Below are 17,800 nucleotides of genomic sequence, written 5' to 3' on the forward strand. Positions count from 1 at the left end.
TTCTACGTCGCGATCCGTTTCCGCCCTTCGGATCGTCCTTGGTGTCGTGAGCTCGGCGGTGTTGAGCGAAATCCGGTGAGGGCGAAACACAGTTAAGTTTGCATCACACAAGTAACAAAGGAGAACCGCAATGGCTCGGATGGTGGTGATTTACCAGATACCGAAGGACGTCGAGGCATTTGACCGACATTACTTTGAAATCCACGTGCCCCTCGCCAAGAAGATTCCGGGTCTGAGGAAATACGAGATCAGCGACGGCCCCATCGCAACGCCTGTGGGAACCTTCAACCTTCATCGGATCGCAATCCTGCATTTCGACGACCTTGCGGCGATCGAAAAGGCGTTTGCCAGCGTGGAGGGACAGGCGACCGGGGCGGATCGCCGACTTTTGCGCCTGACGACTCGGGCGTTCAGATGTTCCTTTTCGACGACAGGGAAGTTTGAACCCATTCCCCTTCGTTCGTCTCGGCGGGCGAGGGCACAAAATGGCTGGCCGCGGCTTATACAGGTCGTAAAGATCGTAAAAATCATTGGAAAGCAGCCACTCGCCATTCATGTCACAACCGGCCGCTCTGTCGAAGATTCTCATCGACATTTGTGTCCGATCCCTGGCGAAACAGAGCGCGGAAGCGCTGTAGGTCTCGAAACATGAACACGAACGAATTCGAGGATCGTCTGAAAGCGCTGCGGCCGCGCCTTCATCGCTACTGCGCGCGCATGACGGGATCGGCGGTCAATGGCGAGGATGTATTGCAGGATACCCTGGTCAAGGCCCTTCACGCGCGAGCCCAGGGCGCCGCGGTGGACAATCTCGAGGGTTGGCTGTTTCGCATCGCCCACAATGCGAGCCTCGATTTCCTACGCGACAGGTCCCGGAACATGGTCGTTCCGCTCACCGAGGACGTCGAAGCGGCGCCCATACCCGAGGCCGACATCGTCGCGATCAGCTTTCAGACGTTTCTGCGGCTGCCTGAACTTCAGCGCTGCGCGGTGATCCTCAAGGATGTTCTGGGTCATTCGGTCGACGAGATCGCAGGCATCGCTGGGTGCTCTCCGACAGCCGCCAAATCGGCGCTTCAGCGCGGGCGCGTTGCGCTGCGGCAACTGGCTCAGGCGCCTGAAGACATAAGGCTGCCGCTGATGTCCGATGCGGACCGGCGGAAGATCACCGCTTATGTCCACCTGTTTCGGAGCGGCGATTTCGACGCAATCCGCGCCATGCTCGCCGATGACGTAAAGCTCGATCTGGTGAACCGGCTCCAACTGGAAGGGCGCGACAAGATTGGCCTATATTTCACGCGCTATGCGGAAGTGACGAAATGGCGGTTCGCCCTCGGCGCAGTTGAAGGACGACCGGCCATGCTGGTCTTCGACAGCACCAGCCTGATGGAAAAACCTGCGCATTTTGTCCTGATCGACTGGTCGGAAAGCCGGATCATCGAGATCCGAGATTTCCTGTTCGCTCCCTATGTGCTGGAAACCATAGATTGGGTACGGTTAGGCTAAAGCCCAACCCATGCGGCCACCTGCAATTCATCCGCTGAACTAGACTGGTGGTCTTGCTCCGGCATCGAGCAGCCATTGCCGCACGGCTTGCGTCGGCTCGGGATGCCGCTGTTTTCTCGGCATCACGATGTAGAAATCCTGAGTGCCGCGCATCTCGCCACTGACCGGCTGAACCAGCCGGCCGGCGGCGAGATCGGCCGCGACCAGAAAGCGGCTGGCCAGCGCGATGCCCTGGCCAGCGACGGCCGCGTCTATGGCCAGCCCGGTCTGGTTGAAACGCATGCGTTTCAGCTCGGTCGTCATCTTCAGGCCGACGGCCTTTTCCATGAATTCCGGCCACAGATTATGCGTGTCGTGCAGCAGGACATGATACTGGATTTCAGCCGCCGCGATCTCACCGGCGCCAGCCGGCAGCAGGGCCGGGCTGCAGACGGCGATGATCTGCTGGGGAAACAACAGGTCGACAATCAGGCCGGCGCCGAACGGCGGGCGCCCTTGCCGGACAGCAATGTCGACGCCATCGGCCTGGAAACTCGACAGGCTTTCGCTGGCCAGGATACGCAGATCGACCAGCGGATTGTGCGCCACGAAATCCTGCAGTCGCGGGATCAGCCATTTGGTGGCGAAGCTCGGTGTCACGCTGATCGTCAGCCGCGCCGGCTCGGGGCGCAACAGCAGCGTCGCCTCCGAAATCAGGTCGAAGGCGCGGCGGATGTTGGGCACATAGGCGCGGCCCTCATCGGTCAGGGCCAGGCCGCGCGGCAGCCGCTCGAACAGTTTTGCGCCGAGATCGGCCTCCAGCCCGCGAATGTGCTGGGCCACCGCACCTTGCGTGACGTTCAACTCCTCGGCCGCGATGCGGAAGTTGAGATGACGCGCCGAGGCTTCGAAGGCGCGAAGCGCATTCAACGGCGGCAGGCTCAGGAAGGCTTCGGGCATGCAGTAGTTTTTCTACAGCTTGATTTCAGGCATTCTGGTTCGAACCAGCCGTGGAAACCAGCTATATCACCGCCCGAAGCTTGAAAACACTGCTTGCAGAGTCCTGCCAACCCGAGAGGAAATCCAATGAGTTCAGAGAAAACAGCTGTTGTCGTGGCCGGCGGCAGCGGCATGGGTGCGGCGGCGGCGAAGCGCCTGGCGGCGGATGGGTTCAAGGTCGCCATCCTGTCCTCGTCGGGCAAGGGCGAGGCGCTGGCCAAGGAGCTTGGCGGGCTCGGCGTCACCGGCTCCAACCAGTCGAACGAGGATCTGCAGCGTCTCGTCGACCAGACGCTCGAGCGCTATGGCCGCATCGACGTGCTGGTCAACAGCGGCGGCCACGGGCCGCGCGCGCCGATCCTCGAGATCACGGACGAGCAGTGGCACACCGGCATGGATGTCTACCTGCTCAACGTCATCCGGCCGGTTCGCATCGTCGCACCGCAGATGGTCAAGCAGAAGGCTGGCGCCATCATCAACATCTCGACCGCCTGGGTGGTCGAGCCGAGCCCGATGTTCCCGACTTCCGCCGTGTTCCGCGCCGGGCTCGCCGCCTACACCAAGATCTTCGCCAACACTTATGCATCAGACAATGTGCGCATGAACAACGTGCTGCCCGGCTGGATCGACAGCCTGCCGGCCACCGAGGAGCGCCGCGACAGCGTGCCGATGCAGCGTTACGGCACCTCGGAAGAGATCGCCGCGACCATCGCCTTCCTGGCGTCCGAAGGCGCCGGCTACATTACCGGCCAGAATATTCGTGTCGACGGCGGCATCATCCGCGCTATCTGAGGCGTCGACCCGGGGGAGGAGCCATGTCCGACACCTATCTGCGTTTCGTGCCATATGACCCGCACTGGCACCCCGACGAGCCGGCGGCCGCCGCAGCCATAAAGGTTGCGCGTGAACTGTTCCCGCTGGCCGAGCATATCGCCGTCGAATTGGAAGAAGGCGTGACGTTCTTTGACGCCGGAGCAAACACGGAAAGCATCCATTGTCCGTTTTGCGGCAGTGACATCGAGGAATGGTGGGGCGACGCGATGGACCAAGCTGCAGCATCGCGCTTCGAAGACCTGTCCGTCACCACGCCGTGTTGCCATAAGCCCGCGTCGCTGAACGATCTGCGCTATATCTGGCCCGCGGCGTTCGGAGTCTGCGCGCTTACGGTCGTCGATCCGGGAGTGACCTCCTTGGCCAGCAAGCAGTTGCGGACGATCGAGCAAGCCATGGGCTCGCCGCTGAAGGCGATCTGGCAGCATCTCTGAGACGGCGAATTCCAATAATCCCCAAGGAGCAAAAAATGCGGCTTTTGATACTCGGCACCGGCTGGATGGCGCAGGAACATGCAAGGCGCTTCAGCGCCATCGAGGGCGTCGACATCGTCGGCGCCGTCGATGTCGATGCGGCGCGCGTCGGCGAATTCGCCGACGGCTTCAACATCCCTAACCGTTTCACTTCGCTGGAGGAGGCGCTGACATGGGGGGAGTTCGACGCGGTGGCCAATGTCACGCCGGACCGCATCCATCATCCGACCACCATGGCGCTGATCGCCGCCGGCAAGCCGGTGTTGTGCGAGAAGCCGCTGGCCGAGAACTTCGGCAAGGCCACCGAGATGGCCGACGCGGCCGAGGCTGCCGGCCTCGTCAACATGGTGAACCTCACCTATCGCAATGTCGCGGCGCTGCAGAAGGCCCGCCAGATGGTGCAGGCGGGCGAAATCGGCACGGTCAGGCATGTCGAGGCGTCCTATCTGCAAAGCTGGCTGGTGTCGAAATTCTGGGGCGACTGGCGCACCGATCCGAAATGGCTCTGGCGCCTGTCGCGCGGCCACGGCTCGAATGGCGTGCTCGGCGATGTCGGCATCCACATCCTCGATTTCGCCAGCTATGGTGCGGCTCTCGACGTCGACCATGTCTTCTGCCGGCTGCGCGCCTTCGACAAGGCGCCCGGCAACCGCATCGGCGACTACGGGCTCGACGCCAATGACAGCTTCGCCATGACGCTGGATTTTTCCAATGGCGCCTTCGGCGTGGTGCACGCCAGCCGCTGGGCTACCGGCCATCTCAACGAGCTGCGTCTGCGCATCTATGGCGACAAGGGCAGCCTCGAAGTGGTGCACAATCTCGACGGCTCGGTGCTCAAGGCCTGCGTCGGCGAGAATGTCGAGAACGCCAGATGGGAAGAGCTCGACGCCGGCATGGTGCCGACCAACTACCAGCGCTTCGTCGATGCCGTCACCAGCGGCGTGCAGACCGAGCCCAGCTTCCGCCACGCCGCCGGCCTGCAAAAGGTGCTCGACCTCGCCGTGGTGTCGGACGAGAAGCGGGCGGAGCTGAGGGCACACGCGGATACGCAGTGAGGGTGGATTCAAGGGCCGGTGGTTGGCGGCGCCTTCGCTTCTCCCACAGGGGGAGAAGGCGACCTCGCGAAGCGAGGTCGGATGGGGGGTGTTCCGGCTTGGCAACGACGGCGATCCGTCCAGCGCCCCTCAACCGTCTCGGCGCTGCGCGCCGATCCACCTTCTCCCACAGGGGGAGAAGGGAAGGCGCGAGTCACTGCTGATCCGCGTCGGTCAGCGTTTGCAGGAAGGCGACGATGTCGTCGATCTCGGGATCGGTCAGCGCCGGCCTGTCGCCGGATTTCTTGCCGAAGGGCGGATCCTGGTTGAGGTTGTGCCAGTAAGCCTTTGGCAAATCGTCGTTTTGTCGGATCGTGCCGTCGGCGTTCTTGGGGTACCAGTGGCCGGGATCGCTGTCGCGGCTGGCGTAGAAGGCGACCGCGTCGCGCAGCGTGTGGAAATATCCATTGTGGAAGAAGCTTTTTCGCAGCGCGACGTTGCGCAGCGTCGGCGTCTTGAACAGGCCGCAATACTCCGCCCGGCCGTGAAAATCGGTGCGCAGCGGCCCGCACAGGCCGAGATCGAAATAGGCGGGGTCGGTGTTGGCCGGGATGGCCGGATTGCGCGGCACGGCAACGGCGATCAGGCCGAAATCGGTGAACTGCGGCGGCTCGCCGTCATTGGCGGGTTCGCTTAGATGGCAGGAGGCGCAATTGCCCTTGGTCTCGTCCTCGAACAGCGCGCGGCCGTGCAATTCCTGTGCCGACAGCGTCGCCTTGCCGGCGAGGAAGGCATCGTAGCGGCTGGAGTAGGGATAGAAGTCGGGCGCACTCTGCTCGAAGGTGCCAAGCGCCTCTGCGGCGGCGTCGAAGGCATCATCCGGGTGGTCGAACACGGTGTCGCCGAAAGCGGCCTTGAAGTCATCGGCGTATGCCGACTTGCGCAATCCGGCGGTGACGGCGGCGGCATCCTTGTTGGCCATCTCGAACGGCGACAGCAGCGGGATCCTGGCCTGGTCGCGGCCGCGGTCGACGCGGCCGTCCCAGGTCAGGCCGCCGGTCGGGCCGTTGTCGATGCTCTCGTCGCCTTCATCCTCGGAATCGTAGAAATGCTCGGTGAAGGCGGGCACCGCCTGGAGGTAACGCAGCGACGGCACGGCGCGCAGTCCGGGCTGGTCGAGATGCGGCCCGCCCATCTCGACCGGTGCGGCCGAGCCGGGGCCGAAGGCATGGTGCGGATCATGGCAGGACGAGCAGGCCTGCTTGCCCGAGGCCGAAAGCGACGGGTCGAAGAACATCTTGCGGCCGAGCGCCGTCAGCGCCTGCGCCCGCGCGAAGGCATCCGCCCGCGACATCGGCCCTGGATGGACGCTGCCTGCGCTGACAATGCTTGCGGAAAGGATCGCGGCGATGCCGAGCATCGATGCGGCGATGGCGCATTTCTTCCATTGTCCCGCTGTCATGTCGTCCGGTCCGTTTTTCCGCCCCGGAGTTAAGACCGTACTGCTGCGGATTGATGACCGGCTCACTCGCTCACGCAACCGTGTTTGCAGGACCAGAAAATGTCACAAAGGTGACAAGGCGTCGACCTAGCGTTCGCCCATGGCTCGTCGCTCGCGGCCATGCATTTGCCCCTCTAGCCACCACCCCAGCCATGAGGAATTCCCATGACGCGGCCTTTCACCTCGCTTTGCCTGGCCGGCACCGTGCTGACCTCGATTCCGCTTGCAGCCAACGCCGCCCCGCCCGGCTACGACAAGATCGACACCGTCGTCGTCATCTATGCCGAGAACCGCAGCTTCGATAATCTCTATGGCGGCTTCCCCGGCGCCAATGGGCTGGCCAACCTCTCGGCCGGCCAGGTGCGCCAGCTCGACCGCGACGGCAAGCCGCTGACCGAACTGCCGCCGGCCTGGGGCGGCCTGACTGCCAAGGGCGTGACGCCGCCGATGACCGAGGCGCAATCGGCGCATCTCAGCAATGCCAGCTTCGCCATCGACGACGCCGGCGGCTTCAACGAGAAGACCTCCGTCGTCACGCGCGACCTCTGGCACCGCTTCTACCAGGAGCAGATGCAGATCGATGGCGGGAAGAACGACAAGTTCGTCGCCTGGGCCGATTCCGGCGGCCTGGTGATGGGCCACTATGACGGCTCCAGCCTGCCGATGTGGGCGGTGGCGAAGAAATACGTGCTGGCCGACAATTTCTTCCAGGGCGCCTTCGGCGGCTCCTTCCTCAACCATATCATGCTCGCCTGCGCCTGCGTGCCGGTCTATCCCCACGCCGACACCAGCCCGGTCAAGGGCCAGATCGCCGTCGTCGAGGCCGATGGCACGACGCTGAAGGTCGCCGACAATTCGCCGGCCTCGGCGCTCGGCGGCGTGCCGAAATTCGTCAATGACGGCGCCATCACGCCCGACTTCTATGCCGTCAACACCATGCAGCCGCCCTACCAGCCGAGCGCCAACAAGCCGGCAGAAGGCGGCGACACGGCACTGGCCGATCCGGCGCTGCCGACCACGCTGCCGCCGCAGCACGACATCACCATCGGCGACCTGTTGTCGCTGAAGGGCGTCAGTTGGGCCTGGTATTCCGGCGCCTGGCAGGCCACGCTCGACGGCAAGAACGCGACGCCGGTGCCGAACTTCCAGTTCCACCACCAGCCGTTCAACTATTTCGCCGCCTACGCGCCTGGCACTGCCGCGCGGGCCGAGCACCTGAGGGATGGCGGTCTCGACGGCGCCGAATTCATCAAGACGATCGACGACGGCAAGCTGCCGGCGGTGAGTTTCTACAAGCCGCAAGGCAATCTCAACGAGCATAGCGGCTATGCCGATGTGACGAGCGGCGACCAGCATCTCGCCGACATCGTCGCGCATCTGGAGAAAAGCCCGCAATGGAGCCACATGCTGGTGGTCGTCACCTATGACGAGAATGGCGGCTTCTGGGACCATGTCGCACCGCCGAAGGCCGACCGCTGGGGGCCGGGCAACCGCATCCCGGCCTTCATCATCTCGCCCTATGCGAAGATGGGCACGGTCGACCACACACAATACGACACGACGTCGATCCTGCGCTTCATCACCGCGCGTTACGATTTGCCGGTGCTGTCCGGCATCGCCGCCCGCGACAAGGCGCTGCGCAACAACGACCAGCCACCGATGGGCGACCTGAGCGCTGCGCTCGATCTGAGCCGGTAGAGCGGCTGACTGAATCTCAGTGCGGCGACACCGCTCTGGTCTAGCCGCCTGACCGTCTGATCAGGTCGCGGCCGATCGGCTTTGGTGTCTCGCTGCGCAACACCAGCGCCGTCGTGACCGCGCCATGGCGGGCCACGGCGTCGACGATGGTTTCAAGCTGCGCCGGCGAGGGGACGACCACTTTCAGGATGAAGCAATCCTCGCCGGTCAGTCGGTGCACCTCGGTGATCTGTGGCATCTCGGCGAATTGCTTCAGGCAGGGGCGGATGTGCTCATGCGTGGTGCGCACCCGGATGATCGCCATCATGCCGAGGCCGAGTGCGGCCGGATCGATCACCGCGGTGTAGCCGGCAATGATGCCGCGCTCCTCCAGCCGTTTCACCCGCTCGGACGTTGCCGGCTGCGACAGGCCGACCCGGCGGCCAAGCTCGGATATGCCGATGCGGCCGTTCTCCTGCATGGCTTCGAGAATGGCGATGTCGGTCGGATCGAGCGGCGCGCGCTCATCGCTGTTTTTCATGGCCACCTTGAATCCATCGGAAGTCTAGCGACTTTTCCGATGGTTTCCCATTTTCCGCCGCGAAGCAAGACGCCACCATGCTGCTCCGATAGATAGGAGCAAGGCGACATGACGCATTTCATCATCCTGCCCGGCAGCGGCGGTTCGGGCCCGGCGCACTGGCAGTCGCGCTGGGAAAGCGCCAATCCGGCGATGCGGCGGTTCCAGCCGTCGAGCTGGGACCTGCCGGATTTCACCGACTGGCTGGCGGCGCTGGAGGCTGCCGTGATCGAGGCGCCCGAGCCGCCGGTGTTGGTCGCGCACAGCCTGTCTTGCCTGCTGATCGCCCATTGGCAGAAGATCTCACGGCGCCCTGTCAAGGCGGCCTTGCTGGTCGGCGTTCCCGATCCGACGGCGGCGCTCTTCCCCCGATACGGCATGGCTTTCGCCAACATTCCGCAAGGCCGGCTGCGCTTTGCCTCGCTGGTGGTGACCAGCACCAACGATCCCTATGGCGCGCCGGACTATGCCGAGGCGATTGCGAAGCAGTGGGGCAGCCGCATGGCCGTCCTCGGCGCGTTCGGCCACATCAATGCTGACAGCGGCCTGGGCGACTGGCCGGAAGGTCTTGCGCTTCTCGACGGTCTGGTTTCCGAAGCCTAGAGCCCTTTGTTTTGACGCAATTCCGAAGGGAAAGCGCTACGCGCTTTTCCCGGGAAAACCGTTTCACAATTTTTCCTGGAATTGCTTTGGCGTCAGCCGCCATTGACCAAAGCGAGGATCAGCTTCTGCAGATTGCCTCCCTGGCCGAGTTCGACGCGGTCGAAATCGCGGCTCGCCTGCCGCTGCGCCTGTGACAGTTCGGACAGGCGTTTCGTCATTTCGGTGCGGATCTTGCTGCATTTGGGATCGTCGGCAACGCTGAGGCCGACGGTCGCCGCCTCGATCTTGCGCACCATGTCGATGATATCGGCGCCATGTACTCTTTCGTGGGCGCTGACGCCCGCGATGAAAACCTCCCAGTTTCTCTCGATGGCCGGCGGCAGCGGTGCGGAGGGGCTGGGCAAGGTGTAGGTGATGATGAGCTTCGGCCGTGCCGAGACGAGCACGCAGGCTCCGGCCCGCGCCTGATAGTCCCTGGTCCAGGTCAGCTTGAAATTGGTGTGGGCGATGGCGCGGGCCACGCCGAGCTTCGGACCCTTCTCACCGATCGAGCGATAGAGCTCCGGCCCGGACTGGCCTGAAATGGCGTAGGTCTCGACCTTCTCGACCGGCTTCCAGTCGGCATGGGCGGCGAGCGGCAAGGCCAGCCAGGCGGCCAGCGACAGACACAGACGAACACAGGCTCTCAACACCGCTCTCCGAACAATCAGGACGGGACGCCGCAACGGGCGATGCCACCGAATGGCTTTTCCTATAGAATGCCGGCGGGTACGGCGGCAAATGTCTGAGGGGGAAGTCATGAGATATCTCATCGTCATGGGCGCGGTGGCGGTCTTGCAGGCCGCGCTGCCGGCGTTTGCCGCGTCGTGCAGCGGCTGGAACGCGAAGATGGAGGAAGACGAGGGCGGCAGCGTGCTGACCGCCTCGGTCTGCGGCGGGCCGAAAGGCGATGCGCATCTGATGCTGACCTGTTTCGACACGCCGGTGCTGAGCTTAGACCTCGGCGCCACCGGCCAGCAGCTGGAGCCCGGCATCAGCGGCTCGTTCGACTTCAAGGCCGGCGGCAAGACAGTGACGAAGACGCTGCAACTCGAAGCCATGTACAACTACTTCGTGGTGAACCTGGCCAAAGCCGATCCGCTGCTCGACCTGTTGCGTGGGAAAGGCGATGTCAGCGTCGGTGCCGCCAAATACGGCCAGACCAGTTTTCCGCTGAAAGGCTCGAGCGGGGCCATAGGCAAGGTGCTGGCGCAGTGTGGCAAGGCGGCGCCCGCGGATGGGGATGCGGACTGATTGGTGAGGCCCTGCGGTTCGAAGAGCCGGGTGGCTGAGCCTCGAACGCTTGCGGCGCCAGCCCTGGCCAAAGGCCGTCATCTTGCCGCTGCCGGTGCCTGGCTGTATCTCAACAGCATGATCACCTTCCGCAAGGCGCAAGCGTCCGATCTGCCAGATATCGTCGCGATGCTGGCCGACGATCCGCTCGGCGCCGGCCGCGAGGACGCCTCGGTGCCGCTGGCGCGGGGCTATGTCGATGCCTTCAACGCCATCGACGCCGATCCCAACCAGCTGCTGGCGGTGGCAGTCGACGGCGGCGAGGTGATCGGCACCTTGCAAATCACCTACCTTGCCGGCCTGTCGCGCAAGGGCGCCTGGCGCGGGCAGATCGAGGCCGTCAGGGTCGCCGGCCACAGGCGCTCGGGCGGGATCGGCAGGCTGATGATCGACTGGGCGATCGCGCAATGCCGGGCGCGCAACTGCAGCCTGGTCCAGCTCACCACCGACAGGTCACGAGCGGACGCGCACCGCTTCTATGAGGAGCTCGGCTTCACCGGCAGCCATCTCGGCTACAAGAAGACCTTGGTGATGCCCGTCACCAGTCCGGGCCGGCGCCGACTGGCGTATACCGGAAGGCTGTCAGGCTCTATTCAAATTGCCGGGAAGGGCTGATATAGGTCAGTCAGGTTGACCTATATAAAAAATTGTCGCGGGAGGCGCGCCTTGACCTTGATGAACCTGCTGGCTTCGCGCTCGTCGCGCATGAAGGCGTCCGAAATCCGCGAACTCCTGAAGCTGCTCGACCAGTCCGACATCATCTCCTTTGCCGGCGGCATTCCCGATCCGGCGCTGTTTCCGGCCGAGGCGATCCGCGATGCCTATGCCTCGGTGCTTGGTGGCGGCGAGGCGGGGGCGGCGCTGCAGTACCAGGTCTCGGAAGGCTATCTGCCGTTGCGGCGCTGGCTGGCCGGGCAGATGGGCAAGCTCGGCGTCGCCTGCGACGAGGCCAACATCTTCATCACCTCCGGCTCGCAGCAGGCGCTGGATTATCTCGGCAAGCTGTTCCTGTCGCCGGGCGACACCGCGCTGGTGACATGGCCGACCTATCTCGGCGCGCTGCAGGCGTTCAACGCCTATGAGCCGCGCTATGAGCGGCTGACGGTCGCCGGCGGCAACATGACGCCGGCGGCCTATCGCGCCGCCGCCGCCGCGAATGGCGGGCGGGCCAAGTTCGCCTATCTGGTGCCGGATTTCGCCAACCCGACCGGCGAAACGCTGAACCGCCAGCAGCGCGAGGCGGTGCTCGACCTCGCCGGCGAGCTCGACATCGCCGTCATCGAGGACGCCGCCTATCGCGCGCTGCGCTATGACGGCGAGGGCGTGCCGCCGATCCTGGCGCTCGACTGCGCCCGATCCGGCGGCATCGACAAGGCGCGCACGCTCTATTGCGGCTCGTTCTCGAAAATCCTGTCGCCGGGCATGCGCGTCGGCTGGGTGTGCGCGCCGCGCCACATCGTCGAGAAGCTGGTGCTGATGAAACAGGCCTCCGACCTGCACAGCCCGTCGATCAACCAGGTGGTGATGCATCGCGTCGCCGAAGCCGTGTTCGACGACCAGGTGGAAAAGCTCATCGGTGCCTACCGCGAGCGCCGCGACGGCCTGCTTGCTGCGCTCGAGGCCAACATGCCGGCAGGCGTGACCTGGAGCCGCCCGGAAGGCGGCATGTTCGTCTGGGCGACGCTGCCGGAAGGGTCCGACGCCACCGCACTGCTGGCGCGGGCGGTGAAGGAGGCGCGCGTCGCCTTCGTGCCCGGCAGCGCGTTCTTTGCCGACGCAACCGGGCGCAACACGCTGCGGCTATCGTTCACGCTCGCCGACCGGCGCGCGGTGAGCGAGGGCATCCCCAGGCTGGCTGCCATATTGAAGGGATAGCCCGGCGCCCGGAGCGGCGTCCTTACGCCGCCACGTTGACCAGGTGGTTGAGAGTCGAGAGACTGGTGCGGGCGAGCTTGCGGATCGGTCTTTCGAAATCGTCCTGGCCGACCTCGACGACGAAGACCAATGTCACGAAGTCCAGCATGAACTCGTCGATGGCCGCCGTGACGTCCTGCGACCCGCCCTTGAAGCGACGCAACAAAGCGTTTGCCTCTTTGACATCGTCGACACCGGCGCTGTCGATCAGCGCTTCGAGCCTGTGAAAACTATCCAATTGGATTCCTCCCTGCCGCGGGACGAAACCTGGCTCCGAACAAAAGGTTCCAGCTGAAACGGGATTGATCGCCTGACACATGGTCCGGCTTCCGAGAACCGACAAACTCGCTGGCGGTTTTTTTCGTTCCGGTGGAACCTCTGCGGCACATAAAAGTTCTCACCATGTCTGATCCCCCGTCAGACATCAGAAAGCTCGGTATCAGCTTTCCAAAGGCCCGCCGGATCCCCCTCCCGGCGGGCTTTTTCTGTTCGAGACAGACCGAAGATGCCATGGCCGGGCGTGTGGCAGGACTGGCGGTTGGCAAGCCCCTGCATTGACGGCCCGCCGTCCGAACCTAAATTCGAAAGCCTTGCGAGGAGGAATTTTCATGGAACTGCATCGCGGCCGGCTCATCGACCATATCCAGCTGGTGGTCAGGGACCTGCCCGCCAGCCGGCGTTTCTACGAGGCGATCTTGCAGGTGCTCGATGTGCCGATCGGTGGTGTCGGCGAGGACTATTTCTGGGCCGACGAGCTGTTCGTCTCCAGCGCCGATAGCCGGGCGGCGCAGGGAAAGCTCACCGGGCGCCATCATCTCGCCTTCCAGGCAAGGGACCATGCGATGGTCGATGCCTTCTACAAGACCGGGCTCGCCGGCGGCGGCACGGACAATGGCGCGCCGGGTGAACGCCCCTATCATCCCGGCTACTACGCTGCCTTCCTGCTCGATCCGGACGGCAACAACATCGAGGCCGTCCATCACGGGCCGGCCAAGCGCAGCGCCGCCTCGGTGAAAATCGCCTTCTGAGCGGCTTTCCACCCATCGCGTATCCTCGTATACGAGAATCCGAAACCGATCGAGGAGTCGCATGAGTCCACTGCCTGAAACCGTGCCGTTCTTCAGCCAGTGGGAAACATCAGACATGACCATGGACGTGCTCGCCGAGGGCGCTGAAGTCGCGCTCCGGCGCGATCCTCTGTGGCAGCGGTCGGGGGCTGAGACAGTTGAGGAGTACGCGGTCTGGGCCGCCAACATCTGTGGCATGGCGTGCCTGAAGATGATCCTGGCGACGCGCGGCGAGATCGTTCCGACGATCGAACTGGCCCGGCGCTGCGCTGGATATGGCGGCTATGTCGTCACCGAAGGTTCGATCAAGGGGCTGATCTACGCGCCCTTCGTCAGCTTCGTGCAGGAGGTTTTCGGACTGCAAGCCGAGGTGATGACGAATGTCGCGACATCGGACATTCCGGCGATCCTGGCGCGGTCGCGCTTCTTCATCGCTTCGGTCAGCAGCTCGATCCGCTGGCCCGAGCGCCAGCCGCCCTCGAAGGGCGGCCATCTGGTGCTGGTCACCGCGGCGTCGGACGAGGGTTTCCGCTTCCACAATCCGTCCGGCCATACCAGCGCCACACAGGAAAACGCAGAGTTGGCGCCGGCCGATTTCGACCGCTTCTTCGCCAATCGGGGCATTGCGGTTGCCATTTGATTTTTGACAGTTGAGGGATTTCGATGACGGACAAGACAAGGGTGGCCATCCTCTATGGCGGGCGTTCGGCTGAACATGACGTGTCGCGTCTTTCGGCCGCCAATGTGCTGAAGGCGATCGACCGGACACGCTACGAGATCGTGCCGATCGCCATCTCCAGGGATGGCAGGTGGCTGCTGCAACAGTCGGCCGCCGGCGACGGGGCAGGGGCTCCGGTATCCGAGGACGGTGTGGAGGTCGCGCTGTTGCCCGGCGGCAAGGGCAGGCTGGTCGCCGTGTCGCGGGATGGAACGCAACCTGACCCCGTCGATGTCGTCTTTCCGGTGTTGCACGGGCCGTTCGGCGAGGACGGCTCGGTGCAGGGCTACGCCGAGGTCGCCGATGTCGCCTATGTCGGCTGCGGTATCCTCGCCTCGGCCGCCGCCATGGACAAGGATGTCGCCAAGCGGCTGATGCGCGAGGCCGGCCTTGCCGTTGCCCGCTCGGTCACCTTGCATCGAAACGATGTCAGTTCGTTCCAGGAGATTGCAGGGGCGCTCGGCCTGCCATTCTTCGCCAAGCCGGCGCGCCAGGGTTCGTCCTTCGGGGTGAGCAAGGTGAATGACAGGGACGGTTTCCGGCAGGCCATCGAAACGGCTTTCCGCTATGACGGCAAGGCGCTGATCGAGGAGTTCGTCGAAGGCCGCGAGATCGAGTGCTCGGTCCTGCAGAGGGCCGACGGCACGCTGACGGTCTCGCTGCCCGGCGAGATCATTCCGGCCGGCAGGCACGGCTTCTACACCTACGAGGCCAAATATCTCGATGCCGATGGCGCGGTGGTCAAGGTGCCGGCCGATGTCCCGGCCGCGGTCGCCGACAAAGCGAGGGAGATGGCGCGGCAGGCCTTTCAGGCGCTCGGCTGCGAAGCCATGGCGCGCGTCGACTTTTTCCTGCGTGCCGACGGTTCGCTGCTGGTCAACGAGGTCAACACGCTTCCCGGCTTCACCGACATCTCGATGTATGCCAAGGCGCTGGCGGCGTCAGGCATAGGCTACAGCCAGACCATCGACGTGCTGATCGAGCACGCGCTGGCCAGGCATGGGGCGCGAACAGTCTGAGTCTGGCCGGCCGAAATTCAGTCGCCAGGTTGACTACTGTGTCCGGGAAGTCGCAAAGCCAAAATGATGCAGCGGATCGTAATTCTCGGAAACGCCGGAAGCGGCAAGTCGACCCTAGCGCGGCATATTGGCGAGCGGCTGCATTTGCCGGTCGTGCATCTCGACAAGCTCTTCTGGGGACCAGGCTGGAGCAAACCCGAACCCGAAGTTTTCCGGGCACGCGTCGGCGCGGCGGTTGCGGGTGCCGGTTGGGTGTGTGAGGGAAACTACTACCGGCAGACCTTTGATTTGAGGCTTCCCAAGTCCGATCTCGTTGTCTGGCTGAACACGCCTCGCACCACCTGTCTGAGACGAGTGGTCCTGCGCAGCGTGTTGAACCGCCCCCGGCCTGATCTGCCTGCCGGATGCACCGAGCGGCTGGATGCGGAGTACCTGTCGTTTCTCCGCTACATCTGGAATTTCGATCGCAACAGTCGGCCTGCCATCGAGGCGGAGCGGGCAATCCGCGGGCCGCTGGTGCCAGTGGTGAATTTGAGTGGCGCCCGTCAAATCACCCAGTTCCTGGATTCGCTTGCTCGCCAGCGAGGCTCCTGATTTTTGCAGGACGTGAAGAATGCTTGAAATTCGCCCCCGCGCTTCACATGGCGGCCGCCTGATCGCCTTCATGCGATGGGGGCGGCGGATTTTCCGCCGCCCCCACCTTACTGGTCACGGATGATGATGAATATGCCGTTCGGCATCGACTTCTCCAACCGTCAAGCTCTGGAAGCCCGGCATAAGCTGCCATATGGCTGCAAGGCCGATGACCAGATAGGCCAGGCGGGCCAGCATGGCGCCCCCGAGGACCGTGCCGATTACGTCGTAGCCCGTAACACCCATGGACAGAAAGTTGAGACCGCCAAGGATGATGAGGGCGAGGGTGGCGAGATTCATGACGCGCATAAACGCCTCCTGATGTTGCCTGAGAAAAAGGCGCCTAGTGTTTGCCTGAGAAAAAGACGCCTGCAAAAAAACGCCTGCCGTTTCAACCGGTTCCGTCAATCACGAAAATGTGAACGGCCGCCACGGTCCGTGAATGCGGCCGGCTTGCTCGACCCGGCCTACTCGACCAGGATATGCGCCTCGCGCGCGGCATCGACAAAAGCCTCCCTGGCGATGTCGGGGGACACGTCGCCGCTCGTCGCCCGGCGGCAGGCGCGCAGCGCGGACTGATGCTTCACGCTGCCTGTGTCGCGCCAATGTGTCGTGAGCAATTCGATGGCCTGTTGGGTATTGGACAGATTGCGGGTGGAACCGGTGACGCCGACGGAAACCACCACGGGTTTGGAGAACCATGCGGTTTGCATTGGAAACCTCGACTGCGTTGCAGCGTTAAAACGCCGCTGGCAGCGTGGGGTTTCATCCCTGCCGATCACTGTAGCGTGAGTGGCCGCCTGCAGAGGCTGACGCATCCGCTGGCGCCGCGCTACGACCTTCTGCCGACGCGACTTGACGCCAACCCTGACGCACTTTGGCTGCCAGACATTATCGCCGGCCGATTTACCGTGGAGACGCACCACGTGCAAAAGCACCTGGAGCGGCCTTTTGGCGCTCATCCGCTGTCGCGCTGGCCGGGGAGCCGCGCGCAACGCGTTTTGGCAAACCTCAGCCCTCGAGAAAATGACGCTCTGCGCTCCTCCCTGTGAGACGACGGACTGGACCGGGCGATGATGGCCAAGGTGGCGATGGCCAGGGCGTCAGGCGCTGGTCTGCCCCGGGTCAGCGCATCTGGAGGGCACGGGGGTTGACGGCCACTATTCAGTGTTGCTACATACTGGTAGTTAGTAACGCTGAGTAGCTACGGGAGATTTTGCGTGGGCAAGCAGATGACGGAGATGCTGAAGGGCACGCTGGAGGGCATCATCCTCGCGATCCTCTCCGTGCAGCCCGCGTACGGCTACGAGATCACGGCACGGTTGCGGGAGCAGGGCTTCTCCGACATCGCCGAAGGCACCGTCTACGCCCTGCTCGTCAGGAACGAGCAAAAGGGCCTCGTCGACGTGGAGAAGATCCCGTCCGAGAAGGGGCCGCCGCGCAAGGTGTATTCGGTCAACGCTCGGGGACGGGAATATCTCGAAGAGTTCTGGAGGACGTGGAGTTTCCTCGCGGAACGGCTCGAGCAGCTTCACACGGAAAGGAAATAGACATGGCCACAGGGTGGATTGAGCAGATCGCAGGGTCGATCGATCAGAAGAAGCGTTACCGGCACTACAAGGCGCGGACGGCACAGCTTCCCGCGAACTATCGCGCGGCGATCGATGCGCTGGATCGATACCTGATGTACTTCGGGGCGATAACGAAAGGCGACACCCTGGTATCGATGCTGGAGGATCTCGCGGATCTCTTCGAGCAGAGCGCGGCGATCGGAACCCCGATCCGCGCGATCGTCGGGGAGGATCCTGTGGAGTTCGCCGAGGCGTTTCTCCAAAACTACTCGGAGGGTCAGTGGATCAACAAGGAGCGGAAACGGCTGACCGACGCCATTGATCGCGTCGCGAGCAACGAACCGTAACGGGATGAGCAGCGCC

At 63.8% G+C, this 17,800-nt stretch carries 22 protein-coding genes and 1 pseudogene; 16 read left to right on the plus strand and 7 right to left on the minus strand.

The window, feature by feature from the left end; genetic code table 11:
* The first annotated feature begins 130 nt into the window (after nucleotides 1-130).
* Together AC1RZR_RS15980 and AC1RZR_RS15985 are read left to right on the plus strand one after the other, a co-directional pair.
* On the plus strand, nucleotides 131-652 hold the full coding sequence (locus AC1RZR_RS15980; RefSeq protein WP_481828909.1) for an EthD family reductase: 522 nt from the start codon (nucleotides 131-133) through the stop codon (nucleotides 650-652).
* Nucleotides 649-1,506, plus strand: a complete 858-nt coding sequence (locus AC1RZR_RS15985; protein ID WP_477278584.1) for a sigma-70 family RNA polymerase sigma factor — start codon at nucleotides 649-651, stop codon at nucleotides 1,504-1,506. The genes AC1RZR_RS15980 and AC1RZR_RS15985 overlap by 4 nt, the downstream gene beginning before the upstream one ends.
* A 39-nt stretch (nucleotides 1,507-1,545) precedes the next feature.
* Here the strand turns inward: AC1RZR_RS15985 and gcvA are convergent, their stop codons facing one another.
* Nucleotides 1,546-2,445: a transcriptional regulator GcvA gene (gene gcvA / locus AC1RZR_RS15990; protein ID WP_477278585.1), complete on the minus strand. Its 900-nt coding sequence runs from the start codon at nucleotides 2,443-2,445 to the stop codon at nucleotides 1,546-1,548.
* 126 nt (nucleotides 2,446-2,571) lie between these two features.
* On the opposite strand from gcvA, the gene AC1RZR_RS15995 reads away from it, so the two are divergent.
* Genes AC1RZR_RS15995 through AC1RZR_RS16005 form a run of 3 tightly spaced genes read left to right on the plus strand, consistent with a single transcriptional unit; the run spans nucleotide 2,572 to nucleotide 4,843 of the window.
* Nucleotides 2,572-3,276: an SDR family oxidoreductase gene (locus tag AC1RZR_RS15995; RefSeq protein WP_477278586.1), complete on the plus strand. Its 705-nt coding sequence runs from the start codon at nucleotides 2,572-2,574 to the stop codon at nucleotides 3,274-3,276.
* Between the two features lie 23 nt (nucleotides 3,277-3,299).
* Complete coding sequence (locus AC1RZR_RS16000) at nucleotides 3,300-3,749, plus strand: hypothetical protein (protein ID WP_477278587.1); 450 nt, start codon at nucleotides 3,300-3,302, stop codon at nucleotides 3,747-3,749.
* A gap of 35 nt (nucleotides 3,750-3,784) precedes the next feature.
* Nucleotides 3,785-4,843 carry a Gfo/Idh/MocA family protein gene (locus tag AC1RZR_RS16005; RefSeq protein WP_477278588.1) on the plus strand — a complete coding sequence of 353 codons (1,059 nt, stop codon included), beginning with the start codon at nucleotides 3,785-3,787 and terminating at the stop codon, nucleotides 4,841-4,843.
* A 193-nt stretch (nucleotides 4,844-5,036) separates the two neighbouring features.
* Here AC1RZR_RS16005 and AC1RZR_RS16010 read toward each other — a convergent pair whose 3' ends face one another.
* Nucleotides 5,037-6,242: a cytochrome-c peroxidase gene (locus tag AC1RZR_RS16010; RefSeq protein ID WP_481829070.1), complete on the minus strand. Its 1,206-nt coding sequence runs from the start codon at nucleotides 6,240-6,242 to the stop codon at nucleotides 5,037-5,039.
* 246 nt (nucleotides 6,243-6,488) lie between these two features.
* Between AC1RZR_RS16010 and AC1RZR_RS16015 the strand changes: the two genes are divergently transcribed.
* On the plus strand, nucleotides 6,489-8,021 hold the full coding sequence (locus tag AC1RZR_RS16015; RefSeq protein WP_477278589.1) for an acid phosphatase: 1,533 nt from the start codon (nucleotides 6,489-6,491) through the stop codon (nucleotides 8,019-8,021).
* A gap of 40 nt (nucleotides 8,022-8,061) precedes the next feature.
* Here AC1RZR_RS16015 and AC1RZR_RS16020 read toward each other — a convergent pair whose 3' ends face one another.
* Nucleotides 8,062-8,541: an Lrp/AsnC family transcriptional regulator gene (locus tag AC1RZR_RS16020; protein ID WP_481828910.1), complete on the minus strand. Its 480-nt coding sequence runs from the start codon at nucleotides 8,539-8,541 to the stop codon at nucleotides 8,062-8,064.
* 108 nt (nucleotides 8,542-8,649) lie between these two features.
* Here AC1RZR_RS16020 and AC1RZR_RS16025 point away from each other — a divergent pair, with 108 nt between their 5' ends.
* On the plus strand, nucleotides 8,650-9,183 hold the full coding sequence (locus AC1RZR_RS16025) for an RBBP9/YdeN family alpha/beta hydrolase (protein ID WP_481828911.1): 534 nt from the start codon (nucleotides 8,650-8,652) through the stop codon (nucleotides 9,181-9,183).
* A 92-nt stretch (nucleotides 9,184-9,275) separates the two neighbouring features.
* Here the strand turns inward: AC1RZR_RS16025 and AC1RZR_RS16030 are convergent, their stop codons facing one another.
* Complete coding sequence (locus tag AC1RZR_RS16030) at nucleotides 9,276-9,872, minus strand: DUF922 domain-containing Zn-dependent protease (RefSeq protein WP_477278592.1); 597 nt, start codon at nucleotides 9,870-9,872, stop codon at nucleotides 9,276-9,278.
* A gap of 109 nt (nucleotides 9,873-9,981) precedes the next feature.
* Here AC1RZR_RS16030 and AC1RZR_RS16035 point away from each other — a divergent pair, with 109 nt between their 5' ends.
* The 3 genes and pseudogenes from AC1RZR_RS16035 (at nucleotide 9,982) to AC1RZR_RS16045 (ending at nucleotide 12,390) form a co-directional block, all read left to right on the plus strand.
* On the plus strand, nucleotides 9,982-10,476 hold the full coding sequence (locus AC1RZR_RS16035) for a hypothetical protein (RefSeq protein WP_481828912.1): 495 nt from the start codon (nucleotides 9,982-9,984) through the stop codon (nucleotides 10,474-10,476).
* Nucleotides 10,477-10,593: 117 nt separating this feature from the next.
* A pseudogene (locus AC1RZR_RS16040) lies at nucleotides 10,594-11,043 on the plus strand (GNAT family N-acetyltransferase); the annotation flags it as partial.
* 147 nt (nucleotides 11,044-11,190) lie between these two features.
* Complete coding sequence (locus tag AC1RZR_RS16045) at nucleotides 11,191-12,390, plus strand: aminotransferase-like domain-containing protein (protein WP_481829071.1); 1,200 nt, start codon at nucleotides 11,191-11,193, stop codon at nucleotides 12,388-12,390.
* A 22-nt stretch (nucleotides 12,391-12,412) separates the two neighbouring features.
* Here the strand turns inward: AC1RZR_RS16045 and AC1RZR_RS16050 are convergent, their stop codons facing one another.
* Nucleotides 12,413-12,667 carry a hypothetical protein gene (locus AC1RZR_RS16050; protein ID WP_477278594.1) on the minus strand — a complete coding sequence of 85 codons (255 nt, stop codon included), beginning with the start codon at nucleotides 12,665-12,667 and terminating at the stop codon, nucleotides 12,413-12,415.
* 370 nt (nucleotides 12,668-13,037) lie between these two features.
* Between AC1RZR_RS16050 and AC1RZR_RS16055 the strand changes: the two genes are divergently transcribed.
* The 4 genes from AC1RZR_RS16055 to AC1RZR_RS16070 all read left to right on the plus strand — a co-directional run bounded on the left by AC1RZR_RS16055 (nucleotide 13,038) and on the right by AC1RZR_RS16070 (nucleotide 15,827).
* Nucleotides 13,038-13,457, plus strand: coding sequence for a VOC family protein (locus AC1RZR_RS16055; protein ID WP_481828913.1), 420 nt, complete (start codon nucleotides 13,038-13,040; stop codon nucleotides 13,455-13,457).
* A gap of 61 nt (nucleotides 13,458-13,518) precedes the next feature.
* Nucleotides 13,519-14,136, plus strand: a complete 618-nt coding sequence (locus tag AC1RZR_RS16060; protein ID WP_481828914.1) for a C39 family peptidase — start codon at nucleotides 13,519-13,521, stop codon at nucleotides 14,134-14,136.
* Nucleotides 14,137-14,159: 23 nt separating this feature from the next.
* On the plus strand, nucleotides 14,160-15,233 hold the full coding sequence (locus AC1RZR_RS16065; RefSeq protein ID WP_481828915.1) for a D-alanine--D-alanine ligase family protein: 1,074 nt from the start codon (nucleotides 14,160-14,162) through the stop codon (nucleotides 15,231-15,233).
* Nucleotides 15,234-15,296: 63 nt separating this feature from the next.
* A complete protein-coding gene (locus AC1RZR_RS16070; RefSeq protein WP_481828916.1) occupies nucleotides 15,297-15,827 on the plus strand; it encodes a P-loop NTPase family protein in 531 nt (176 codons plus the stop codon).
* A 114-nt stretch (nucleotides 15,828-15,941) separates the two neighbouring features.
* Here the strand turns inward: AC1RZR_RS16070 and AC1RZR_RS16075 are convergent, their stop codons facing one another.
* Nucleotides 15,942-16,175, minus strand: a complete 234-nt coding sequence (locus AC1RZR_RS16075; protein ID WP_477278599.1) for a DUF378 domain-containing protein — start codon at nucleotides 16,173-16,175, stop codon at nucleotides 15,942-15,944.
* A gap of 158 nt (nucleotides 16,176-16,333) precedes the next feature.
* Nucleotides 16,334-16,579, minus strand: coding sequence for a DUF982 domain-containing protein (locus AC1RZR_RS16080; RefSeq protein WP_481828917.1), 246 nt, complete (start codon nucleotides 16,577-16,579; stop codon nucleotides 16,334-16,336).
* 507 nt (nucleotides 16,580-17,086) lie between these two features.
* On the opposite strand from AC1RZR_RS16080, the gene AC1RZR_RS16085 reads away from it, so the two are divergent.
* Together AC1RZR_RS16085 and AC1RZR_RS16090 are read left to right on the plus strand one after the other, a co-directional pair.
* A complete protein-coding gene (locus tag AC1RZR_RS16085; RefSeq protein ID WP_481828918.1) occupies nucleotides 17,087-17,416 on the plus strand; it encodes a PadR family transcriptional regulator in 330 nt (109 codons plus the stop codon).
* Between the two features lie 2 nt (nucleotides 17,417-17,418).
* A complete protein-coding gene (locus tag AC1RZR_RS16090) occupies nucleotides 17,419-17,784 on the plus strand; it encodes a DUF1048 domain-containing protein (protein WP_481828919.1) in 366 nt (121 codons plus the stop codon).
* The last annotated feature ends 16 nt before the right edge of the window (nucleotides 17,785-17,800 follow it).

The organism is Mesorhizobium bavaricum (genome assembly GCF_056781655.1).

Coding starts and splice junctions, on each gene's coding strand:
- AC1RZR_RS15980 (WP_481828909.1), top strand. CDS start 131: ATGGCTCGGATGGTGGTGATTTACCAGATACCGAAGGACGTCGAGGCA.
- AC1RZR_RS15985 (WP_477278584.1), top strand. CDS start 649: ATGAACACGAACGAATTCGAGGATCGTCTGAAAGCGCTGCGGCCGCGC.
- gcvA (WP_477278585.1), bottom strand. CDS start 2,445: ATGCCCGAAGCCTTCCTGAGCCTGCCGCCGTTGAATGCGCTTCGCGCC.
- AC1RZR_RS15995 (WP_477278586.1), top strand. CDS start 2,572: ATGAGTTCAGAGAAAACAGCTGTTGTCGTGGCCGGCGGCAGCGGCATG.
- AC1RZR_RS16000 (WP_477278587.1), top strand. CDS start 3,300: ATGTCCGACACCTATCTGCGTTTCGTGCCATATGACCCGCACTGGCAC.
- AC1RZR_RS16005 (WP_477278588.1), top strand. CDS start 3,785: ATGCGGCTTTTGATACTCGGCACCGGCTGGATGGCGCAGGAACATGCA.
- AC1RZR_RS16010 (WP_481829070.1), bottom strand. CDS start 6,242: ATGCTCGGCATCGCCGCGATCCTTTCCGCAAGCATTGTCAGCGCAGGC.
- AC1RZR_RS16015 (WP_477278589.1), top strand. CDS start 6,489: ATGACGCGGCCTTTCACCTCGCTTTGCCTGGCCGGCACCGTGCTGACC.
- AC1RZR_RS16020 (WP_481828910.1), bottom strand. CDS start 8,541: ATGAAAAACAGCGATGAGCGCGCGCCGCTCGATCCGACCGACATCGCC.
- AC1RZR_RS16025 (WP_481828911.1), top strand. CDS start 8,650: ATGACGCATTTCATCATCCTGCCCGGCAGCGGCGGTTCGGGCCCGGCG.
- AC1RZR_RS16035 (WP_481828912.1), top strand. CDS start 9,982: ATGAGATATCTCATCGTCATGGGCGCGGTGGCGGTCTTGCAGGCCGCG.
- AC1RZR_RS16045 (WP_481829071.1), top strand. CDS start 11,191: ATGAACCTGCTGGCTTCGCGCTCGTCGCGCATGAAGGCGTCCGAAATC.
- AC1RZR_RS16055 (WP_481828913.1), top strand. CDS start 13,038: ATGGAACTGCATCGCGGCCGGCTCATCGACCATATCCAGCTGGTGGTC.
- AC1RZR_RS16060 (WP_481828914.1), top strand. CDS start 13,519: ATGAGTCCACTGCCTGAAACCGTGCCGTTCTTCAGCCAGTGGGAAACA.
- AC1RZR_RS16065 (WP_481828915.1), top strand. CDS start 14,160: ATGACGGACAAGACAAGGGTGGCCATCCTCTATGGCGGGCGTTCGGCT.
- AC1RZR_RS16070 (WP_481828916.1), top strand. CDS start 15,297: ATGATGCAGCGGATCGTAATTCTCGGAAACGCCGGAAGCGGCAAGTCG.
- AC1RZR_RS16075 (WP_477278599.1), bottom strand. CDS start 16,175: ATGCGCGTCATGAATCTCGCCACCCTCGCCCTCATCATCCTTGGCGGT.
- AC1RZR_RS16080 (WP_481828917.1), bottom strand. CDS start 16,579: ATGCAAACCGCATGGTTCTCCAAACCCGTGGTGGTTTCCGTCGGCGTC.
- AC1RZR_RS16090 (WP_481828919.1), top strand. CDS start 17,419: ATGGCCACAGGGTGGATTGAGCAGATCGCAGGGTCGATCGATCAGAAG.